General features: G+C 71.5%; 18 protein-coding genes. 10 read left to right on the forward strand and 8 right to left on the reverse strand.

Annotated features, from left to right (window positions below; all coding sequences use genetic code 11):
- Positions 1–220 precede the first annotated feature (220 nt).
- From ACH4FX_RS04530 to ACH4FX_RS04545, 4 genes are all read left to right on the forward strand, one after another.
- A complete protein-coding gene (locus ACH4FX_RS04530; RefSeq protein ID WP_398475062.1) occupies positions 221–1390 on the forward strand; it encodes a cytochrome P450 in 1170 nt (389 codons plus the stop codon).
- A gap of 905 nt (positions 1391–2295) precedes the next feature.
- Positions 2296–2925 (forward strand): TetR/AcrR family transcriptional regulator, encoded by a 630-nt coding sequence (locus ACH4FX_RS04535; protein WP_398475064.1) that lies wholly within the window; start codon positions 2296–2298, stop codon positions 2923–2925.
- Between the two features lie 4 nt (positions 2926–2929).
- The gene (locus tag ACH4FX_RS04540; protein ID WP_398475066.1) at positions 2930–3706 is read left to right on the forward strand and encodes an alpha/beta fold hydrolase; all 777 of its coding nucleotides are present in this window, start codon (positions 2930–2932) and stop codon (positions 3704–3706) included.
- Positions 3703–4368 (forward strand): carboxymuconolactone decarboxylase family protein, encoded by a 666-nt coding sequence (locus tag ACH4FX_RS04545; protein WP_398475068.1) that lies wholly within the window; start codon positions 3703–3705, stop codon positions 4366–4368. The genes ACH4FX_RS04540 and ACH4FX_RS04545 overlap by 4 nt, the downstream gene beginning before the upstream one ends.
- A gap of 573 nt (positions 4369–4941) precedes the next feature.
- On the opposite strand, the gene ACH4FX_RS04550 is transcribed toward ACH4FX_RS04545, so the two are convergent.
- A complete protein-coding gene (locus tag ACH4FX_RS04550; RefSeq protein ID WP_398475070.1) occupies positions 4942–7050 on the reverse strand; it encodes a restriction endonuclease in 2109 nt (702 codons plus the stop codon).
- 196 nt (positions 7051–7246) lie between these two features.
- Positions 7247–7675 carry a MarR family winged helix-turn-helix transcriptional regulator gene (locus ACH4FX_RS04555; RefSeq protein ID WP_398475072.1) on the reverse strand — a complete coding sequence of 143 codons (429 nt, stop codon included), beginning with the start codon at positions 7673–7675 and terminating at the stop codon, positions 7247–7249.
- Between the two features lie 140 nt (positions 7676–7815).
- Here ACH4FX_RS04555 and ACH4FX_RS04560 point away from each other — a divergent pair, with 140 nt between their 5' ends.
- From ACH4FX_RS04560 to ACH4FX_RS04575, 4 genes are all read left to right on the forward strand, one after another.
- Positions 7816–9132: an aldehyde dehydrogenase family protein gene (locus tag ACH4FX_RS04560; RefSeq protein ID WP_398475074.1), complete on the forward strand. Its 1317-nt coding sequence runs from the start codon at positions 7816–7818 to the stop codon at positions 9130–9132.
- A gap of 127 nt (positions 9133–9259) precedes the next feature.
- The gene (locus ACH4FX_RS04565) at positions 9260–10099 is read left to right on the forward strand and encodes a triose-phosphate isomerase family protein (protein WP_398475076.1); all 840 of its coding nucleotides are present in this window, start codon (positions 9260–9262) and stop codon (positions 10097–10099) included.
- Positions 10100–10109: 10 nt separating this feature from the next.
- On the forward strand, positions 10110–10586 hold the full coding sequence (locus ACH4FX_RS04570) for an RpiB/LacA/LacB family sugar-phosphate isomerase (protein WP_398475078.1): 477 nt from the start codon (positions 10110–10112) through the stop codon (positions 10584–10586).
- A 41-nt stretch (positions 10587–10627) separates the two neighbouring features.
- Positions 10628–11641 carry a zinc-dependent alcohol dehydrogenase family protein gene (locus ACH4FX_RS04575; RefSeq protein WP_398475080.1) on the forward strand — a complete coding sequence of 338 codons (1014 nt, stop codon included), beginning with the start codon at positions 10628–10630 and terminating at the stop codon, positions 11639–11641.
- Positions 11642–11792: 151 nt separating this feature from the next.
- Here ACH4FX_RS04575 and ACH4FX_RS04580 read toward each other — a convergent pair whose 3' ends face one another.
- Entirely contained in the window at positions 11793–12722 is a 930-nt protein-coding gene (locus ACH4FX_RS04580; RefSeq protein ID WP_398475082.1) for an SDR family oxidoreductase, read from the reverse strand.
- A 390-nt stretch (positions 12723–13112) separates the two neighbouring features.
- On the reverse strand, positions 13113–13391 hold the full coding sequence (locus ACH4FX_RS04585; protein WP_398475084.1) for a hypothetical protein: 279 nt from the start codon (positions 13389–13391) through the stop codon (positions 13113–13115).
- Positions 13392–13484: 93 nt separating this feature from the next.
- Between ACH4FX_RS04585 and ACH4FX_RS04590 the strand changes: the two genes are divergently transcribed.
- Both ACH4FX_RS04590 and ACH4FX_RS04595 read left to right on the forward strand, forming a co-directional pair.
- Positions 13485–14138 carry an Lrp/AsnC family transcriptional regulator gene (locus ACH4FX_RS04590; protein ID WP_398475086.1) on the forward strand — a complete coding sequence of 218 codons (654 nt, stop codon included), beginning with the start codon at positions 13485–13487 and terminating at the stop codon, positions 14136–14138.
- Positions 14139–14463: 325 nt separating this feature from the next.
- Positions 14464–15258 carry a nucleotidyltransferase domain-containing protein gene (locus ACH4FX_RS04595; RefSeq protein WP_398475088.1) on the forward strand — a complete coding sequence of 265 codons (795 nt, stop codon included), beginning with the start codon at positions 14464–14466 and terminating at the stop codon, positions 15256–15258.
- Positions 15259–15668: 410 nt separating this feature from the next.
- On the opposite strand, the gene ACH4FX_RS04600 is transcribed toward ACH4FX_RS04595, so the two are convergent.
- The 4 genes from ACH4FX_RS04600 to ACH4FX_RS04615 are packed head-to-tail and all read right to left on the reverse strand — an operon-like array spanning position 15669 to position 19529.
- Positions 15669–16463: an ABC transporter permease gene (locus ACH4FX_RS04600; RefSeq protein ID WP_398475089.1), complete on the reverse strand. Its 795-nt coding sequence runs from the start codon at positions 16461–16463 to the stop codon at positions 15669–15671.
- Positions 16460–17389, reverse strand: a complete 930-nt coding sequence (locus tag ACH4FX_RS04605) for an ATP-binding cassette domain-containing protein (RefSeq protein ID WP_398475091.1) — start codon at positions 17387–17389, stop codon at positions 16460–16462. Before ACH4FX_RS04605 ends, ACH4FX_RS04600 begins: the two co-directional genes overlap by 4 nt.
- Complete coding sequence (locus ACH4FX_RS04610) at positions 17380–17991, reverse strand: ATP-binding cassette domain-containing protein (RefSeq protein ID WP_398475093.1); 612 nt, start codon at positions 17989–17991, stop codon at positions 17380–17382. The genes ACH4FX_RS04605 and ACH4FX_RS04610 overlap by 10 nt, the downstream gene beginning before the upstream one ends.
- Positions 17988–19529, reverse strand: coding sequence for a hypothetical protein (locus ACH4FX_RS04615; RefSeq protein ID WP_398475095.1), 1542 nt, complete (start codon positions 19527–19529; stop codon positions 17988–17990). The genes ACH4FX_RS04610 and ACH4FX_RS04615 overlap by 4 nt, the downstream gene beginning before the upstream one ends.

Raw genomic sequence — 19529 nt, forward strand, 5'->3', positions numbered from 1 at the left:
TGCTGGCGGGCATTGCCCTGATTGACTGCGTTACCTGAACGGGAGGGACGCAGCAGCAATGAGGGCAGAAGCCGGCCGTGGCCATGACAGTGGCCGGGAAACCGTGGAAGGTCGCACCGCCGGAACCGGCGCGGTGCGGCCTGCTGTTGGCAACGGTGCCGATGAGGCGGCCTCGGCACCATCGTGCCCGCCGGCGGAGCATCGGACTTCTGACGAGGTGGTGCCAGAACTGCCGCTGCCGCCGACGGGGTCGATGGGGCCACCTGCGGCATACCGTCATCTGCGTGCCGAGTGCCCGGTGGTGCGGGTACGGCTTCCGGTCGGTGCACCCGGCTGGTTCGTCACCCGCTATGCCGACGTACGGGATCTGCTGGCCGACGGCCGGCTGATCCGGCCCGCGGTGGACGCCTGGCCCACCGGTCCGGCCGCCGGCCGGGCCCCGCAGCTCATCACCATGATGGAGCTCGACGGACCGCGTCACCAGGCGCTGCGCAGCGCGGTCGCCGACGCGTTCAGCCTGCGTGCGATCCGCGAACGCCGACCGGTCATCCGCCGGCAGGCCGACCGGGTCCTGGACGACTTCGAGCGCGGGGGCGGGCCCGGAGACCTGGTCACTGGCTTCGCGGATCTGTTCCCCCTGCTCGTGGTGTGCGAACTGACCGGGCTCCCTTACGAGGACCGGCACGCCTTTTTCGCCCCCGCCGACGCCGCACTGGACGTGCTGATCTCACAAGAGGAACGGCGGGAGGCGGCCCGGTGGCTGCGCGAGTACCTCACCGAGCTGATCGCACGCAAACGCCGGGCACCCGGCGAGGACCTGTTCACCGACCTCGTGCGGCGGCTCGACGCCGGCCGGCTGAGCACCGACGAGGTGATCGTCTTTGGGCTGTCCGTCCTTGTCGCCGGGTACCGCACCACCACGATGTTCCTGGCCAACGCCGTCCACCAGCTGCTGCTGCGCCCGGCAGACCTCGCCGCGTTGCGCGCCGACCGCGGCCTGCTGCCCGGGGCAGTCGAGGAACTGCTGCGCTTTGTGCCGGTGATGAACGGCGCCGTAGTCCTACTGGCTACCGAGGACATCACGCTGCACGGCACGACCATCCGGGCCGGAGAGGCCGTCGTCCCCGTGATCGCCTCGGCCAACCTCGACGACACGGTCTTTCCTCGCGCCGCTGAACTGGACCTGCACCGTCGGCACAATCCGCATCTGGCCTTCGGACGCGGCACCCACAACTGCTTCGGCGCTCATCTGGCCCGCGCCACACTGGAGATCGGCCTGGAAGCCCTGCTGGACCGCTTCCCCCGGCTGCGGCTCGCCGACGGCGCCCAGATCCGCTGGAACGACGCCTCTCCGGTCAAGTCACCTCGCACCCTGCCCGTCCAGTGGTGAGCGCACCAGACCCCGCGGTCCGTCACCTCGGCCAGGCCGTCGCCCGGCCACGTGGGCGGCCGTCCCGCAAGAAGCAGCCGGCCGGGGACATTCCCGGTGACGACGGGGATACCGACGGGCCCGGGAGCCGCCCCGGCGCAGCGCGCAGTCGAGGTAGCCCGGGGCAGTTGCCCGCCTACCGCGACGACGGGCACCGCGAGACGGAAGACCGCTGCCCCGGCTGGCGGCAGCGGCTGGTGTCGTGGATGTTCGCCGAGGCACGGCACAAGGCGTACGGGCGCCCGTGCGAGGAGCGGAACGACTCCGGGAGGAAGGTCGGAGCGAACGGGCTGCCCGGAGGTTCGACGTGGAAGGAGTTCGTCGCGGCCAGGAGCCGGTTCCGGCACACGCAGAACATCCTCGGCACCCGGCCGCTGCAACTGCTGACCTGGTCCGGGAAGAAGTGGCGTCTGCCCCGGGCCTACACCGAGCTCCTGGACCGTGCGGAGCGGCGGGAGGAGAAATTGCTCATTCGGGCCCGGATCTGCTGTTCCTGCGGCACCCAGGGACCGCGCTGGGGCCGATGGCGGACAGCGACCAAATCCGGCTGGGTCACCAGGCGCCCGCCCTGCTCCGGAGCGGCCTTCCGCCCGTACACCGGCCCTCCGTGGAGGAGCTTCCACGGAAGGCGGCGCTGTACCGCCCGTGCCCCGAAGCCCAGGTGTTGCGGGTCGGCGGGATCACCTTTACATTACGTCTCGTAACGTAATAGAGGTGGAGATGCGCCAAACCCCGCTCGGAACGCTTCAGGTCTCGGCGCAGGGACCGGGCTGCATGAGCATGAGTGAGTACGACAGCCGGGCTGACCGGGTCACCGGCGCGCAGCCGGCACTGGCCTGGGGGTACACCTGCGGTCAGGCTCAGCTGTGACCGGCCCGCAGAACCGAGGGCGGGGACGCCCCCGCGAGGCCGCGCACGAAGAGCGCGTACTCACCGCCGCCGCGCAACTGCTCCGGGAAGGCGGCGTCGCCGCGTGCACGGTCGAGGCGGCGAGCCGCCGCAGCGGGGTGAGCAAGCCCGCGATCTACCGGCGCTGGCCGCACCGCACCGCGCTGGCGATCGAGGCCTTCGCCGCGCACATCGATCGCCTGGTGCCGCTGGTCGAAACCGGCGACAGCGCGCACGACCTGGTCCAGGCCGTCGCCCACCTGGCCGAGTACTACCAAGGCCGCGACGGCGTCGTCTTCGCCCAGCTCGTCGCCGCCGCCGTGCTGGAACCCGGCACCGCCGAGCTGCTCAACGCCCGGTTCTTCGCCCCACGCCGCGCGGCGCTCCGGGCGCTGTGGGAGCGCGGGGTCGCGCGTGGCGAGCTCGACCCGCACGTCGAGCCCGACGCGGCGATCGATCTGCTGTTCGGCCCGGCGGCGTTCCGACTGCTGCTCGGCCACCAGCCCGTCGACGTGGACTCCTGCGTGCACCTGGCCCGCACCGCCGTACAGGGCTTGCTCCTCACCCGACCGACCACCCCGCCCCGACCGACGTCAACCGGAGGTTAGGACCATGCTTCCCCTCACCGACACTCCCCAGAAGCCCCATGCGAAGCATCCCGGGCGCACCCTGGTGACCTCGCATTCGTTCAGCTTCGCCCGCCGTGAGTGGATCGAGGCGAGCGCGCCGCTGTCGGAGCAGTTCCGGGTCGTGGCAGTGGACGCACCCGGCCACGGCGAGGCCCACGCGGTCCCGGGCTACACGATGGCCGAGATGGCCGCCGCGTTCGCCGCCACGATCAACGAACTCGGCCTGACCGACTACGTGCTGGTCGGTCACTCGATGACCGGCAAGGTCATGCAGATCCTTGCCGGCCGGGCCGGCGCCGGGCTGGGGCTCGCGCATCCACCGGCGAAGCTCGTGCTGATCACCCCCACGCCGCTCGGGCAGGAAGTCGGCGGCGAGGACCTGCCGCGCGAACTGTTCGAGAGCCGCAGGGACGACGCAGACGCCAAGAAGTTCGTGCTGGACCGCACCACGCTGCCGCTGGAGCCGGAAGTGTTCGACCGTGCCTGCGAAGACTACGCGCGGATGAACCGCAAGGCCTGGGACGCCTGGCTGAAGGAGGGGATATACGAGGACTGGACCGAGCGCGCCGCGCCGATCGACGTCGAGACCCTGCTGATCGTCGCGGACGGCGACCCGACCTGGGGCCTGGAGATGCAGAAGAAGCTGACGGTGCCCCACCTGTCCAACGTCACGATCGCGTCCATCGACTGCGGCCACCAGGTACCGATGGAGGCGCCGCAGGCCCTGTCCGACCTGATCACCGACTTCGCCGCGTCATGACCGGCGCCGCTCAGCCCTCGGCTGAAGACCGCCACTGGGGCGGGCGGCTGCCCCTGGCCTCCCGCGGCCCGCTCACAAAGGAGCAGCTCGCCGCGCAGCGGCGCATGCGGGACGAGGTCGTGCCGTGGGCCCGGGAGGCGGGGGCCGCCGCGGCCACGGCCGAAGGAGATCTGATCGGACCGTTCAACGCGTTCGTGCACCGCCCGGCCACCGGCACGGCCTTCCTGGACTGGATCCTCACCGACCAGGCCCGATCGTCCCTGGCCGCGCCCCTGCGCGAAATCATCATCCTCACCGTCGGAACGGCGTGGAACTGCGAGTACGAGATCTGCGTCCACACCGCGATGGCCCGGCACGCCGGCGTCGCCGAGCCAGTGATCGATGCAGTCCTCGCCGGACGTCCGAGTGCCGCCTTCTCATCCGCCGAAGCAGCCGTGCACGGCTTCACGGACGAACTGGCACGCACCCGGTACGTCCGCGACGACACGTACCGCCTCGCGGTGGAGGCGGTGGGGCAGACCGGCGTCCTCGACATGGTCAACCTGATCGGCGCCTACCTCGCGACCTCGGCCCTGCTCAACGCCTTCCAGGTGCCCGCACCACCTCCGACCGAGCCCGGCCGGCCGTTCCTCCGCCGGCACCAACCCGAGCCCCCTCACTGAGCGCTTGGCCCTGTCTCGCCGCTTCTCGTTGGGATTTGGGCAGTGCGCAGGCTCGCGACAAAAGGGACCGGTGAGCCGGTCGGCCGGAGGCGTGACAGCAAAGGCGTGTTTCATCCCGGCACCCGTCTCCGCCCAGGACGGGCGGTCAGTGGACCTGCGTCCCTCGCCACGCCGGCCGCCGCGCAGTACATCGAAGATACGTCCCGCGCGACGGGTACCCCAGCGACCTGTCCGACGACCGCTGGGCACTGATCGAACCCGTGCTCACCGCCTGGCAGGCTCGGCACCGCCGCCGACTACCGCACCAGAGCCATCGGCCACGGCGCCCGGCCACCCGGCATCGACATCCACCGCCCGCGGATTCACGGTGCTACCGCATCGCCGGACCATCGAACGCAGCATCGGCCGGCTCATGCACCACCGCAGGCTCATCCGCGACGATGAAACCCACCCGCACCGCAGCGAAACCCTGATCCAGCCCGCGATGACCGACCTCATGACCCACCGCCCCACCGGCGAAACCACCCCCAACTGGCGCGGAACCCGACACCCACCACAGGACCAAACGCTCAGTCAGGCGACCTCGATCCCGTACTCCCGCACCAGCGCCTCCAGGCCGCCCTCGTACCCCTTGCCGCCGATGACGAAGTCCCAGTCGCCGTTCGCGCGGCGGCGGAACGAGCCGAGGACCAGGGCCGTCTCGCCGGGGCGGCCGTCCGAGACCTCCAACTGCCCCTGTTCGGCGCCGGATTCGTCCACGAGGCGGATCCGGGCGTCGGTGAAGCCGGACAGGTCCGCGTGCGGATCGGCCTCCGGGTCGATGGCCGCGACCAGCACCAGCCGGTCGGCGGTGGCGGGCAGCGCCTCGAAGACCACCTGCATCGCGGCCCGGTCGGGGGCGAAGCCGGAGAGCATGCGGACCGTGCCGTCCGGGGTGCGCGGGTTGTTGTAGAAGACGAAGTGGTCGTCGCTCAGGACGCGGCCGCCCTGGCAGACCAGCGCGCAGACGTCCAGCGCGACGCCGCCGGACCAGTTCATGCCGAGGATGCTGCCCGCGGCACCGTCCTCCTCCGGGACCTGCCCGCCGCGCTTCTCCCCGGCGGGCGCCGTCCGCCGCGCCGGGCCCGCGGTGTCCCCCAGACGTCCGCGCAGCCCGTGCCGGGCCAGCAGGTCGACCAGTTCGGGCCCGCTGACGAGGGTGAGCGGTTTGCCGTTGGCGAAGGCGTGCGCGCCGGGGCCGAAGCGGGACGTGGTGACCAGCACGCCCTTGTTGGCGCCCGCGGACTGGACGGTGCCGAACAGGTCGCGCACGGCCGTCGGCGGCACCGTGTTGCGGTACCGCTTCACCTGCACGATGATCTTGCCGCCGCGGATGGGGTCGGGGTCGAGCGCGTCCACGTCCACACCGCCGTCGCCGGACCGCTGCGTCGTCACGGCCTGCATGCCCATCGCGCGGAACAGCTCGGCGACCAGGTCCTCGAACGCGATCGGGTCCATCGCGAACAGATCGGGCTCGTCCTCGCCGCCGTGCGTGACCACGCCGCCGCCCACGTCGTCCGGCCGCCGCGCCGGGCGCACCGCGGCCCGCTGGTCGGGACGCGCGGACAGCTGCCCGCGCAGCCCGCCGGTGAGGCATTCCACCGCGTCGACCTGCGCCAGGTGCAGGTGCTCGAAGGCGTCCCGGGGCGCCGTGACGGTGGCCAGGAACACCTGCGCGGGGCGTCCGGTGGCCGGGTCCACGTCGTCCACGAAGCCGTTGGCGGTCACCGAGCCGAGCGTTCCGAAGACGTCCGCCGCGAACAGGTCGTGCAGCACGAGCAGAACGGACTGGGCGAGCACGTCGCGGTAGGCGGCCCGCCGCTGGGTGAGCGGGCGGGCGACGTCCTTGTCCTGGTCGGCCGCGTTCACGTACCGCACCGCCTTGGCCGCGGGCACGATGTCGAACCCGGGCAGCTCCCAGTCCAGGACGAGTTGGCGCGCCGCCGGGTCGTAGGCCGCGTGCACGCGGCGCGGGAAGCCCTCCGGACGGCCGGTGGCGTACAGCACGGCGGAGAAGTACCCGACCACCGCTTCGGGGTCGCCGTCGCGCAGCCCGGTCAGCAGGTCCTCGACGTCGGCGTTGTGGCTCCTGATCCCGGCCAGCTGTCCGGCCGCCCACTGGTCGTACTGCCGTCGGTAGTCCTCCAGTTGGCGCAGGCGCTGCGCCTCGGCGGCCTGCGCCGCGTGCCAGTCGTGCTCGTAGCGGGCGCGGGCCTCCTCCTGCGCGCGGCGGGCGCCGCCGAGGGACCAGCCGCCGGTCTGCGGCTGGTAGGCGGCCGGGTCGGGCATCGGTACGGGCACGGCCAGCCGGCCGGGCGCGAACGGCTCGACGTGCTCGGGGCGGCGCAGCGCGGCGGGCGTGAAGGCGGGGGCCCGGGAGCCGTCGGCCAGCAGGCCGGACAGCTCGGCCATGCGGGCGTCCAGCTCCTCGGTGCGGCGGCGGGCGTCGGCTTCGCGCTGCTGCCGGTACGCGGTCTGCCGTTCGCGCTGCATCCGGGCCATGGCGCGCTCGGTGTCGCGCTGCTGCCGCTCCCGGTCGCGGCGGGCCTGTTCACCGGCCCGCCGCTGGGCCTCCTGCCGGCGCTGCTGCTGACGCTGCGCCTCGGCCCAGACGGCCACTAATCCGTTGGAGCGGCGGCTCATGCGGATCTACGTCCTCCCCAGGGGCACCCCGGCCCCGAACCCTGGGGCACCCCGGCCCCGAACCTTGGGGCGCCCAGCCCCGAACAACCCGCACGGCCTCTTCCACCAGCGGGTATTCATCCGACTTTAGCGGGATGACAACGGGTCGTCCCCCTCCGGGGCGGCCAAGGAGCCCGCGACGGCCCCCGCGGGGAATTCAGCGGCCCAGGAGCGCGCCCAGGCGTTCCAGCAGCGGCAACAGGGCGGCGCGTTCCTCGGGTGCGAGGGCGTGGAGCGCGTCGTGCACGGCGCGCATGTCGGCACGTACCCGGGCGGCGAGCGCTCGCCCTTCCCCGGTGGCGGTGACCACCTTGCTGCGCCGGTCCTGCGGCGCCGCCTCGCGCCGTACGAGTCCGCGCTCCTGCATACGGGCGATGAGCCGGGTCGCGTTCGAGGCGTCGCAGACCAGGTGCCCGGCGAGCGCGCTCATCGACAGCGGCTCCTCCAGGGCGATGAGCGCGCGGGCCTGCGCGGTGCTCAGGCCGTGCCGCAGCGCGGCGGCGGCGAGGTCGTCGTAGTAGCCACGGACCGTGCGGGCGAACGGTTCCACGAGGTCGTCGGGGGTGGGCGGGGTGAGGTCGGACACGGAACCAGGATAGCGGGTTACTTGACTTCTGCAATTGTTGGCCTTTACATGGAAGGAGACTGCTTGACTTTGTCAAGCGATGAGCTACCGGGCGGCGGACAGCCCCCGCTCCCGCCGCCCCGCACCGACCGGAGACCCGCATGACCAGCACCCCCGAGCAGCCGGACGCCGTGGTCGCACGGCTGCGCGCCACCTTCCGCACCGGCCGTACCAAGCCCCTGGAGTGGCGCACCGACCAGTTGCGGCGGCTGCGCGCGATGCTCACCGAGCACGGTCCGGACTTCGCCGCGGCCCTCCACGCGGACCTGGGCAAGGGCGAGGCCGAGGCGTACCGCACCGAGATCGACTTCACGCTGCGGGAGATCGACCACACCCTGGCCCACCTGGAGGAGTGGCTGCGGCCCGAGCCCGCGCCGGTGCCGCCGCACCTCGACGGCGCGGACGCCTGGACCGTGTACGACCCGCTGGGCGTCGTCCTGGTGATCGCCCCCTGGAACTATCCGCTGCAACTGCTGCTGGCCCCGATGGTCGGCGCGCTGGCGTCCGGCAACTGCGCGGTCGCCAAGCCCAGCGAGCTGGCGCCCGCCACCTCCGCCGCGGTGACCCGGCTCCTGCCCCGCTTCCTGGACGCGGACGCGGTCGCCGTCGTGGAGGGCGCCGTTCCGGAGACGACGGCCCTGCTGGCGCAGCGTTTCGACCACATCTTCTACACGGGCAACGGCACCGTCGGCCGGATCGTGATGACCGCGGCGGCCCGGCACCTCACCCCGGTCACCCTGGAGCTGGGCGGCAAGTCGCCCGCGTTCGTGGACCGCGGCACGGACCCGGACGCGGTCGCCGCCCGGCTGGTGGCCGGCAAGTTCCTCAACGCGGGCCAGACCTGCGTGGCGCCGGACTACGTCCTGACCGACCCGGAGACGGCCGCCCGCCTGGAGCCCGCCCTCGCGCGCGCCGTCGCCGCGCTCTACGGCGACGACCCGGCCACCGCCCCGAACTACAGCCGGATCGTCAACGACCGGCACTTCGACCGGCTGGCCGGACTGCTCGGTTCGGGCCGCACCGTCGTGGGCGGCACGCACGACCGGGACCGCAGGTACATCGCGCCGACCGTGCTCGGCGGGGTCGCGCCCGACGCGCCGGTGATGCGGGAGGAGATCTTCGGCCCGATCCTGCCGGTCGTCGAGGTGGCGGACCTGGACGCGGCGATCGACTTCGTCAACGACCGGGACAAGCCGCTCGCGCTGTACGCCTTCACGGAGTCCGCGGAGACCCGGCGGCGGCTGACCGAGGAGACCTCTTCGGGCGGCCTCGGCTTCGGCCTGCCGGTGGCCCATCTGACCGCCTCCGACCTGCCGTTCGGCGGCGTCGGCGAGAGCGGCATGGGCCGCTACCACGGCCGGTACTCGATCGAGACGTTCAGCCACCGCAAGGCCGTGCTCTCCAAGCCGCTGGCCTGACGGACGCACCACATCCGTCACCGCACCACACCCCTCCCCACAACACAGAAATCTCGCGAGAACGGGAAAGATAACGTCTTGATCTGAGAACTTCACATGTGCTTTTGTTTGAAGCATCATGAACGACGTGATTCCTGAGAACGCGATGTCGACGGCGGCCCGGTCCTCCGGGGCCCACGGGCCCCTTGGAGCGGGCCGCCGCCCGGTCGTCGGCGTATCGCTGAAGCTCTACTTCGGACTGGCCGCGACCAGGAAGTGGCTCGCGGAGGTGGCCGCGCTCCAGGACGCCATGGCGCAACTGCCCCGGCCCGTCGACCTGTTCGTCCTGCCGGCCTTCCCCGCCCTGGCCGACGCCCGGGAACTGCTCGCCGGTACGGGCATCGCGTACGGCGCCCAGGACGTGCACTGGGCGGAGACCGGTGCGTGGACCGGCGAGGTCTCCGCGGGCATGCTCGCCGAGGCGGGCGCGCGCTACGCCGCGGTCGGCCACGCCGAACGGCGCCGGCACTTCGGCGAAACGGACACGACCGTGGCCGCCAAGGCCGGCGCCGCCGTCCGGGCCGGGCTGGTCCCCGTCATCTGCGCGGGCGAGCGGCACGACGCCGGTCCCGCGCGGGCCGTCGAGGAGACGCTGACCCAGGTGCGGGCGGCGCTCGGCGGCACCGGGCCCGGCAGTGAAGTGATCATCGCCTATGAGCCGGTCTGGGCCATCGGCGCCCGCGAACCGGCCCCCGCGCAGCACGTACGGACGGTGGCCACGGCCGTCGGCGCGTGCCTGCGCGACCACGGCGTGTCCGGCCGGGTCGTCTACGGCGGCACCGCCGGACCCGGCACCTTCGGACAGCTCGCCGGCAGCGTGGACGGCCTGTTCCTGGGCCGGCTCGCGCACGACACCGGCAGTCTGCGCCAGGTCCTCGAAGAAGTCGCCGCGGCCGGCGTCCCCGCCCCGCTTCCCCCGACCCCCTAGGGAGTCCACCGTGCAGGACACGTACCGCATCGCCCTCGGCGCCGACGACGCCGCGACCGCCATGAAGGACGCCATGGCCGCCTACCTCACCGCACGCGGCCACCAGGTCACCGACCTGAGCGCCGCGGACGGCGAGGACTACCCGGACGTCGCGGAGCGGGTCGCCCGCAGCGTCGCGCGCGGCGAGCACGAGCGCGCCGTCCTGGTCTGCGGCACCGGCATCGGCATGGCCATCGCCGCCAACAAGGTGCCCGGCATCCGGGCCGCGCAGATCCCGGACAGCTACAGCGCGGAGCGCGCCCGCAAGTCCAACGACGCGCAGGTGGCCTGCTTCGGCAGCCGCACGATGGGCGTCGAGGCCGCCCTGGTGTGCCTGGAGCACTGGCTGGTCTCCGACTTCGCCGGCGGCGGTTCCGCCCCCAAGGTGGAGAAGATCAAGCAGGTCGAGTCGCGCAACCTGACGTCCCCGGGCGTGCCCGCGGCCTGAGCCCGCCCGCCCCGTCCCTCCCCCGAAAGGCGGTCACGACCATGCGCGCAGTTGTCATCGAGGAGCCGGACAAGCTGTCCGTCGGCCAGGTCCCGGACCCGGTGCCCGGCCCGGACGACGTGGTCCTCAAGGTCACCGCCGCCGGGCTGTGCGGCACCGATGTGCACATGCTGGCGGGCGAGTTCGGGCCGACGCGGTACCCGGTGATCCCCGGGCACGAGTTCTCCGGCGAGGTCGTGGCGGTGGGCTCCGCGGTGACCGGTCTCGCCGAGGGCGACGCGGTCGCCGCCGACCCGGCGGTCTACTGCGGTACCTGCCACTTCTGCGCCATCGGCCACGGCAACCTCTGCGAGAAGTGGGGCACCATCGGCATCACGATGGACGGCGCCGCCGCCGAGTACGTCCGGGTCCCGGCCGGCAACTGCTACCGCCTGCCGGAGACCGTCGCGCTGCGGCACGCCCCGCTGATCGAGCCGCTCTCCACCATCCTGCGGGGCTTCGACCTCGTCGCCCCCAAGCTGGGCGACCACTTCCTGATCTACGGCGCGGGCACGATGGGGCTGCTCTACCTCCAGGTCGCACAGCGCGCCGGGGCCGCCTCGGTCTCGGTGGTGGACATCAACGAGGACCGGCTGACGGTCGCCCGCGAACTCGGCGCCGACGCCGTCGCCACCAGCGCGGACGCCCTGACCGCCGATCACCCGCTGGGCTGGCAGGTGGTCACCGACTGCACCGGCAACGTACGGGCCATCGAGGACGGGCTGACCCGGCCGATCCGCGGCGGCACGTTCCAGCAGTTCGGCTGCGCGCCCGACCAGGAGACGGCGCGGTTCTCGCCGTTCCGGATCTACAACGACGAGATCCGCATCGTCGGCAGCATGGCGATCCTGCACACCTACGGCCGGGCGGTCGAGATGCTGGGCAAGGGCATCGTCGACTGCGAGAAGATGATCACCCACCGGTTCGGGCTGGACCAGTACGCCGAGGCGCTGCGGACGTTCGCGCAGGGCACCGGCCGCAAGCTCCAGATCGTCCCGAACGGGCCGGTGGACTGACCGGCCGGCCCGGGCGGGCGGGTGGCACGGCCGCCTGGCACGGCCACCGGCCGGTCCGGCGGGTGGATGGCACGGCCACCGGCCCGCCCGGCAGGCGGATCGCGCCGCCACCGGCCCGCCCGGTAGAAGCCGCCGTACGCACCGGCTCCCTTCAGGACCTGCTCGTCCCCCCGGCGAAGTAGTGCCCCGCAGCCAGGTCCGGCACGAGTGCCGGGTGCGCGGGGCCCCACCCCAGTCGCTGCCTGGTCAGGGCGCTCGACGTGGGGTTGTCCAGCGGTACCAGCGCGCCGAGGAAGCCGAAGTGCGCGGTCGCCTCCTCGGGGGCGATGCCGGTGACCGGCAGGCCCAGGCCGTTGCCGATCGCTGCGGCGATGGCGCGGAACGGGACGGCCTCCTCGGCGGCTCCGTGCAGGGTCGCGCCGGCCGGGGCGGACTCCAGCGCCAGCCGGAACAGGCGCGCGGCGTCGAGCCGGTGCACGGCGGGCCAGCGGTTGGACCCGTCGCCGACGTAGGCCGAAACGCCCTTCTCGCGGGCGATGCCGATCAGATGCGGGACGAAGCCCCTGCGGTCGTCCACGCCGTGCACGGACGGCGCGAGCCGGACGACCGACGCGCGCACACCGCGCTCCGCCAGCGCCCTGGCCGCGTTCTCCGAAGCCATCCGGGGCCCGTCCGCACCGGGCTGGGGCAGATCCTCCTCGGTACCGGTACGGCCCGGGGCCAGGCTCGCGAGCATCAGCGTTCCCGAAGTGACCACGAACGGCTTTCCCGTGCCTTCGAGCGCCGCCCCGAGCGCCTCGACGGCACGCAGGTCCAGCCGGGCGGCCCCTTCGAAGGCCGCGTGCTCCGAGAAGTCGTGGTGATAGGCGAGGTGGATCACACCGTCCGCCGCGGCCGCCCCGTCCCGCAGGCTGCCCGGGGCGTCGAGGGCACCGCGGTGCACCCCGGCACCGGCGGCCGTCAGCGCCGCGGCGGCCACGTCCGAGCGGGCCAGACCGGTAACCGTGTGCCCGGCTCCGAGGAGCTCCCGCACCACCGCGGTTCCCACGAATCCGGTCGCTCCGGTGACATATACCCGCATGCCGCGCTCCTTCAGTGGAATGCCGTATGAACCCGGCCCCGATGAGACGGCGCGAAGGCGCCGGGCCAGAGCTCTCATCGTCCGCGGACGGGGCGGCCCGGGTCCAAAGCCTGTTCGGTATGGCGGCATACGGTTGGGGCATCGGGCCTGGTCGGAGGGGCCGATCGCCCCGCGCCCGAAGAGCCCCCTCCGTACGGGAGTGCGGGCGACAGGAGCGACGATCGCCTGCAGAGGCAGCACAGGACGCAGCGGCGGCGTTGACGATCAGCACGGCCTTGCCCGGTACTGGGCCAGGCCGGCGGGGCTGCCGGTGAGGGCGTCGATTCCGGTGTTGAGGGCGGACATGTCACTCCTTGGGTGAGGTGCGGGTCTTGCGGGTCAGGGGCCGGGTCAGCCGCGTACGCCGCGAACGTGGCCGGGCTCGTCGGGCTGTGGGGTGTGCGGATACGGCCGGGGGCGGGGGTCGTGGATGATGAGGAGGGTGGCGGTGATCGCGGCGAGGGTGATGATGCCGGCGGCCCACCACAGGGCGGTGCTGTAGCCGTGAACGAGGGCCTCGGTGGCCCGGCCGGGGTGGTGGCGGGTGTAGGCGACGGTCGTGGTTGCGGCGATGGTGTTGAGCAGGGCGGTGCCGACCGCGCCGCCGACCTGCTGGGAGGAGTTGACCATGGCCGAGGCGATGCCGGCATCCTGCGGCCGCGCGCCCAGGGTGCCCAGGCTGAAGGCATCAGGGCGGTGCCCAGGCCCAGTCCGGTGACGAGCATGCCGGGCAGGACGGCGGTCGAACGCGACGCCCTCTTCCTGGACGAACTTCCCCAGACCCCACGCGTCAGCTCCGTCCACGCCTACCACCTGCTGCACGCCTTCTCCAGCGCCGCTGACGCCTGGCACATCCCGGCCCCGGCCCCCGCCACCCACGCCACCGACGACCAGCACGAGGCGCCACCCCAGCCGGCCCCCGATGCCCGCCCACCGGACGCCGCGGACGAACAGCTCATCGCCGAACTCGCCAAGGACGGCCGCGCCACCGTCGCCGAACTCGCCCGGGCCACCGGCCGCTCACCCGCCGCCATCACCCGGCGCCTGGACCGCCTGCGCGCCACCGCAGCACTGCGGCTCGCCGTCGACTTCGTCCCGGAACTACTCGGCTACCACCTCCTGGTGCGCTTTTGGCTGCGCGTGGCCCCCGGGCAACTCGGCACCGTGGGCACCGCCCTCGCCGCCCACCCGGAAATCCCCTTCGCGGCCGCCACCACCGGCCCGTCCAACCTGGTCGCCACCGGCATGTTCCACGACACGGACGAGTTGTACCGCTACCTCGACCACCGCATCGGCGCGCTACCCGGCGTGCAGTCCATCGAGCCTCCCATCCTGCGAGAAGTCAAACGCCTCACCTGCAACAACGCCTCCCGGTAAGCGCGTTACCCACCCGGCTGCCCGCCCCCGAAGGTCCCAAGGCGCTCGTGCCCGGCGCGGCCCCGGCAACCGCCCCGGAGCCCGCCACGCAGCCCACCCCCAGTTGAATCAGGTCCGTGCCAGGCCGACGAATCGTGAGTCATGTCCTTGAAAGGCCGTGATGATCGTGTCGGTGGGACCGGCGCGGTACTCGGCGACAATGAGGCCGACTTCGCCGGCGCGCGGGGATTCCGAAGGCGCCGTCGTGTGTGAGAAATTCGGGTTGCGATTCCCGCCCGGCCGAGTGCTAGGTTGCTCTGCTTTGCTCCGATCGGAAGGAAAGCAGATGGACGTCCCCGCCTTGCACAGCCGGTTCCTGAGCGACGCACTTCCTCGGATCCGGCAGGATGCGCGCGTGGTCGGCGTGGCGATCACCGGGTCGTTGGCGGGAGGCCGCCCCGATGCCTACTCGGACGTGGACCTGATCCTGGTCATCGATGACGCGGCGTACGACGCGGTCATGCGGGAGCGGCTCGTACTGATCGGCTCCTGGACCTCCCTGGTCGCCGGATTCACCGGAGAACATGTCGGCGAGCCGCGCGTGATCATCACGCTCGTCGGGCCGCCTCTCCTGCATGTCGACTTCAAGTTCGTCCGGGCCTCCGACTTCGCCGAGCGGACCGAGGACCCGGAGATCCTGTGGGACCGGGACGGCCTCCTGGCCGGCGCTCTCACCCAGCAGCCGCCGGCCGTTCCGGCGTTCGACCTCCAGTGGATCGAGGACCGGTTCTGGATCTGGGTGCACTACGGCGCGACGAAGCTCGGCCGCGGAGAACTGTTCGAGACCATCGGTTTCCTCACCTACCTGCGTGAGACCGTGCTCGGCCCCCTGGCCGCCCGACGGGTGGGCGCGATCCCCCGCGGTGTACGCCACCTGGAGACCATCGCGCCCCAAGAGGCGAGCGACCTACAGGCAACGCTGTGCGGCTACGACCGCCACGAAGCCGGACGGGCGCTCCTCGCCACCGTCGATCTCTACCGCCGCTGGTCCGATACCGATGGAGCGCTCGTTGAACGGCGCCAACACGCCGAGAATCTCGCCATGCAGTACCTCCACGACGTCATCGATCAAGGCCGCTGACTGAAACGGGCTGCCCAGCCGACTGAGGTACGTCGCCGCCCTTTCGGCTCAGGTCCGAACCGCCGCCCGGGAACGATGCCAAGGCATGGTCCGTTGGCTCCGCCGTTGATCTCACGCCGCAGCTCCGCGGCGGCGAGGCAGAGGCGTGAGCTAAGAGAACATCCCTGCACAGAAGCTGCGGCAGGGCATCTGCAGGTGGCTCAGGAGGGGACGGGCAGTTTGCGGGGCGGCGGTACGACCCACGGCAGTCCCCACACGAGTACCGCGGCATCGACGCCGTGGTCTTGGCAGCCGGGCCGGGGAGGAGGGCAAGCAACAGGGCACTCGTCGTGCCGCCCGGATGCCGCCGTATCGTGGTGCAGGGGCTCGTCCCGGTAGCGTCGGGACGAGCCCCTGCCTGTCCGGCCGGGTCAGGCGTCACGGCGTCGGAAAACTGTCACTGCCGCTGCTGTTTCGATGGTGATCAGGGCGAGGAAGACCGCGCCGCCCGCCAGGGGCCCCAAGTGGGTGCCATTGTCCAGGAGAGTGGTATCCACGTCGGCAGCGCTGGTCATGGCACCGCCCGCAGTGAAGGGCAGGAACATCGCCGCGTGCTCAAGTACTGCCTGGCCGGAGTTGGCCAGGACCGCCCGCAGCATCGGCTCCGCCACGAAGGGAAAGGCCAGCAGGAGGGCCAATGCCGTGGTCCGGGAACGGATGAGTGTCCCCAGCGCAACGCCTGACAGGCCCCACCCCACAGTAAGCAGCACTTGGCCTATATGGACGCGGAACAGGAGAGTCGCCGAGAGGCCCTCCAAGGATTCACCGGCCAGCAGAGGAAGAGCGACGGCCCAGGCCACGACCAGGTTGACCAGCGCGAGCAGAGCACTGAAGGCAGCGATCGACGCGGTCTTGGCGCAATAGGTGATGGACCGGTCGGGGAACAGAGCGAGAGTGGTGCGGATGGTGCCGTACCGGTATTCGTGCCCCATCGCGAAGACACCCAGCACGCCCGCGATCACCGGTGTCAGCGGTGACTTCGTCAGCATGATGACGAGCAGTTCGGAGCCTGGCACGGCCTGCCCCCGGTTAGCCGACATATCCTTGATCAAGGCTCCGAAGGCCAAGGCCAGCAGGGCGGTAACGATCAAGGTAGTGGCGGCCGCCCACCATGTGCTGCGCAGTGTCCGCAGCCGCAACCACTCGTAAGCGAGTGCTGTGCTCATACTCTCACCTTCTGACTGGTTTGCCGGGCCTCGAAGTCAGTCTGTTCCGCCGAGGCGCGCAGGTACGCGGCCTCCAGCGTCGAGGTGCGGGCGACCAGCTCGTAGACGAGGATGCGCAGGGACGCGGCGATCTCCGCGATGTGTCGCTGTGTCAGCCCGCGGATGACGACCAGTTCGGCTTCCCGTTCCAGTACCGTGCCGCCCTCCTTCTCCGCGGCCCGCGCCAGTTCTTCTGCTTCGGGCGTGCGCACGAGCACGGCTTCGAGCTCGAAGGAACGGATGAACTCGGGCAGTGGCAGGTCGGCGAGCAGCCGACCTCGTCCGATCACCACCAGGTGGTCGGCGACCGCTTCTACTTCGGCGAGCGCGTGGGAGGAAATCAGCACGGAGTTGCCGGCAGCCGCGTACTGGGTCAGCAGCTCCCGGAGCCAGTGGATGCCCTGCGGGTCGAGCCCGTTGGCGGGTTCGTCCAGAATCAGCGTATCCGGTGAGCCCAGCAGCGCTGCGGCGAGGCCGAGCCGCTGGAGCATTCCCAGCGAGAAGCCCCTGGGCCGGGCGGTGGAGACCGGGGTGAGGCCGACCTGCTCCAGCACCTCGTCAGCGCGGGAAGTGGGCAGTCCGGCCCCTTTCGCAAGCATCCGCAGGTGATTGACGGCCGTTCGGGCCGGGTGGAAGGAGCGTGCGTCGAACAGCGCGCCGACCCTGCGGGCAGGCTGGGTCAGCTGCCGGTACGGGACACCGTCGAAAAACGTCTCGCCGTCGCCTACGTCGAGCCCCAGCATGAGCCGCATAGTGGTCGACTTGCCGGCGCCGTTGGGCCCGAGGAAACCGGTGACCTTTCCCGGCTCCACGCGGAAGGACAGGTCCTCCACGACCGTCTTGTCGCCGAATCGTTTCGTGAGCCCGAAGGCCTCGATCAGTGCCATGACTCTCCCGGATGCAGGATTGGGTCCAGTACGAGGTCCTCCGTCACCGTCAAGGCAGCGGGCACCGCGTGGCTGACGAGGAGGACGAGCCGATCGGCGGCCCACAGGGAGAGCTCCTCGGCGATCTTCTCCACGCCGCCCTGGTCAATGCCGTTGAACGGCTCATCCAGGACGGCACAGCCAAAGCTGCCGAGAGTGCAGATGACGTACCAGAGCTTGCGGGTGTTGCCGGTGGACAGGGTTTTCGCCGCATGGTCCAACCAGGGTTCCAAGCCCAGCTGGACGGCGCGGTCCTGGCCTTCGGCGGGGTCCGCACCGCGGCACCGTGCAGTGAAGACGAGGTGGTCCCGGACCGTCATGTCGGGATAGAGCGCGGGCTGTGTCCGGCAGATGCGGCGCCCGGCCCGAGCAGCTGGGCTATGCGCATGCAGACCACCGACCTTCACAGTCCCCCGCCAGGGGACCAGGTAGCCGGAGCAGAGTTCCACCAAAGTGGACTTGCCTGCGCCGTTGGCTCCGCGCAGGTGCACCAGCCCCGGCTTGCCGAAGGAGAGCGAAAGTCCGGTGAAGACCGGGGTGCCCTCCGTGTAACCCGCTGTCACGTCACAGATCTCAAGGGCAGGGACTTGACCCGACGGCCGACGCACGTGATTGCTCCTCCGAAGAGACAGACGCTGTAGAAGGCGGCCGACAGCCGCAGGGGCAGAAGGTGCAGGGCGCTGCCTGCCAGGGCGGGCAGCGCCAGCCCGATGGAGACACAGGCCACGAACACGCCGGGGGCGCTGGTGCCGTCTGTCAGCCGCTTGGGGGCTGAAGCAAGGGATTCCGCGATCAGCGACGCGGACATGACCCCGATGCCCAGGAACGGCATCTGCCACAGGACCGAGCCGCTGACCAGTCCGGCGACCGTTGCTACGCCGGTGGCGAGGAGCACGGTGTGGGCTGTGTAGTAAAGGGCGGCACTCAGCGCGATGTGGCGGTGGGAGAGCAGATTCTCCCAGGCGAACCGGAACTGAGATCCGAGTGCCGTCGGACCGCTGGTGGCCAGCATCAGCTCCGTGCAGCCCAGCAGCAGTACAAACCCCAGGGTGACTGCGACGCGTGTCAAAGGCTGTTCAGCTCCGGCCGGCAAAGGCAGCAGTCCGCTGCCGGAGGCGTGGACACCGGCCAGCATCAATACAGCCATCATGAGGACCACGTAGGCCCGCTTGATCATCGGGTAGGTACGGCTGGCGGAGAAGTGCCGGTGTATCACCGGCAGAATCGGAAGGCGCGCGGGGCGGAAGGCCATGGCCGGCAGGGTGGCGGGGTGCCCGGAGGAGCGGATGACGAATGCGCTTTGGTCCAGGCGGCGAAAGTCACGCACGAGACACCGCGCTGCCGCGACGGCGAGCAGGACGCCGGCTGTCGCCACGACGGTGACCAGCGGCCCGGTCGCTTCTGCATTTGCGCCCAGGCCTGTCCCCCCTCCCATGCCTGAGCCCGCGCCCGACGCGGTCCCAGAGCCGCCCAGCAGCGCTCCCGTGGCCAGGCCTGTGGCGACGGATACCAGGGCCAGCGCCGCTGGCGTGCCGGGCCCGGTGGCCACGGCAGCCGTCCCGGCGCGGGTGGCCAGCCGGGCCGACACGGCCAGCGTGAGCAGACACAGCACCAGTGGTGTGCACAGCAGCCCCCATAGGAGCGGGCCGGCCAGAACGCGCCGGAATACAGCCAGGAAGGCCCCGTCCACGGCGAGCAGGGCGGCATGGAAGTAGACGATCCGGCCGGCGCAGTACGCCAGGAACACATTGCGGGCTCTGATGTCGAGGGCCCTGAAGAACCGCTCATTGGGGCTGCCGCTGACGCTGTGGCGCCGTCGGGAGAAGGTCTCGCGCAGCAGGTATCCACCACCCGCGTACAGGTTGACCAGCAGAAACCCGCCGACCACCACCGGGCCCGGCAGCTCGGCCGTTCCTCGCAGCAGGCGCGCGCCGAACAGAGATCCCGCCAGCAGCACCGGGAGCGTCAACGCGCTGCCCGTGGCGCAGAGCACCCGGAAAACGGGCAGGGACATGCTCCAGCCCAACGCGTTGAGCCGTTCGAAGAGCAGGAAGTCGACGGTGTGGCGTAGCCCGGAGTCGGAGGTGTGGGGTGCCGTCAT

The sequence above is a fragment of the Streptomyces sp. NPDC018019 genome (assembly GCF_044327805.1).
Lineage (GTDB): Bacteria > Actinomycetota > Actinomycetes > Streptomycetales > Streptomycetaceae > Streptomyces.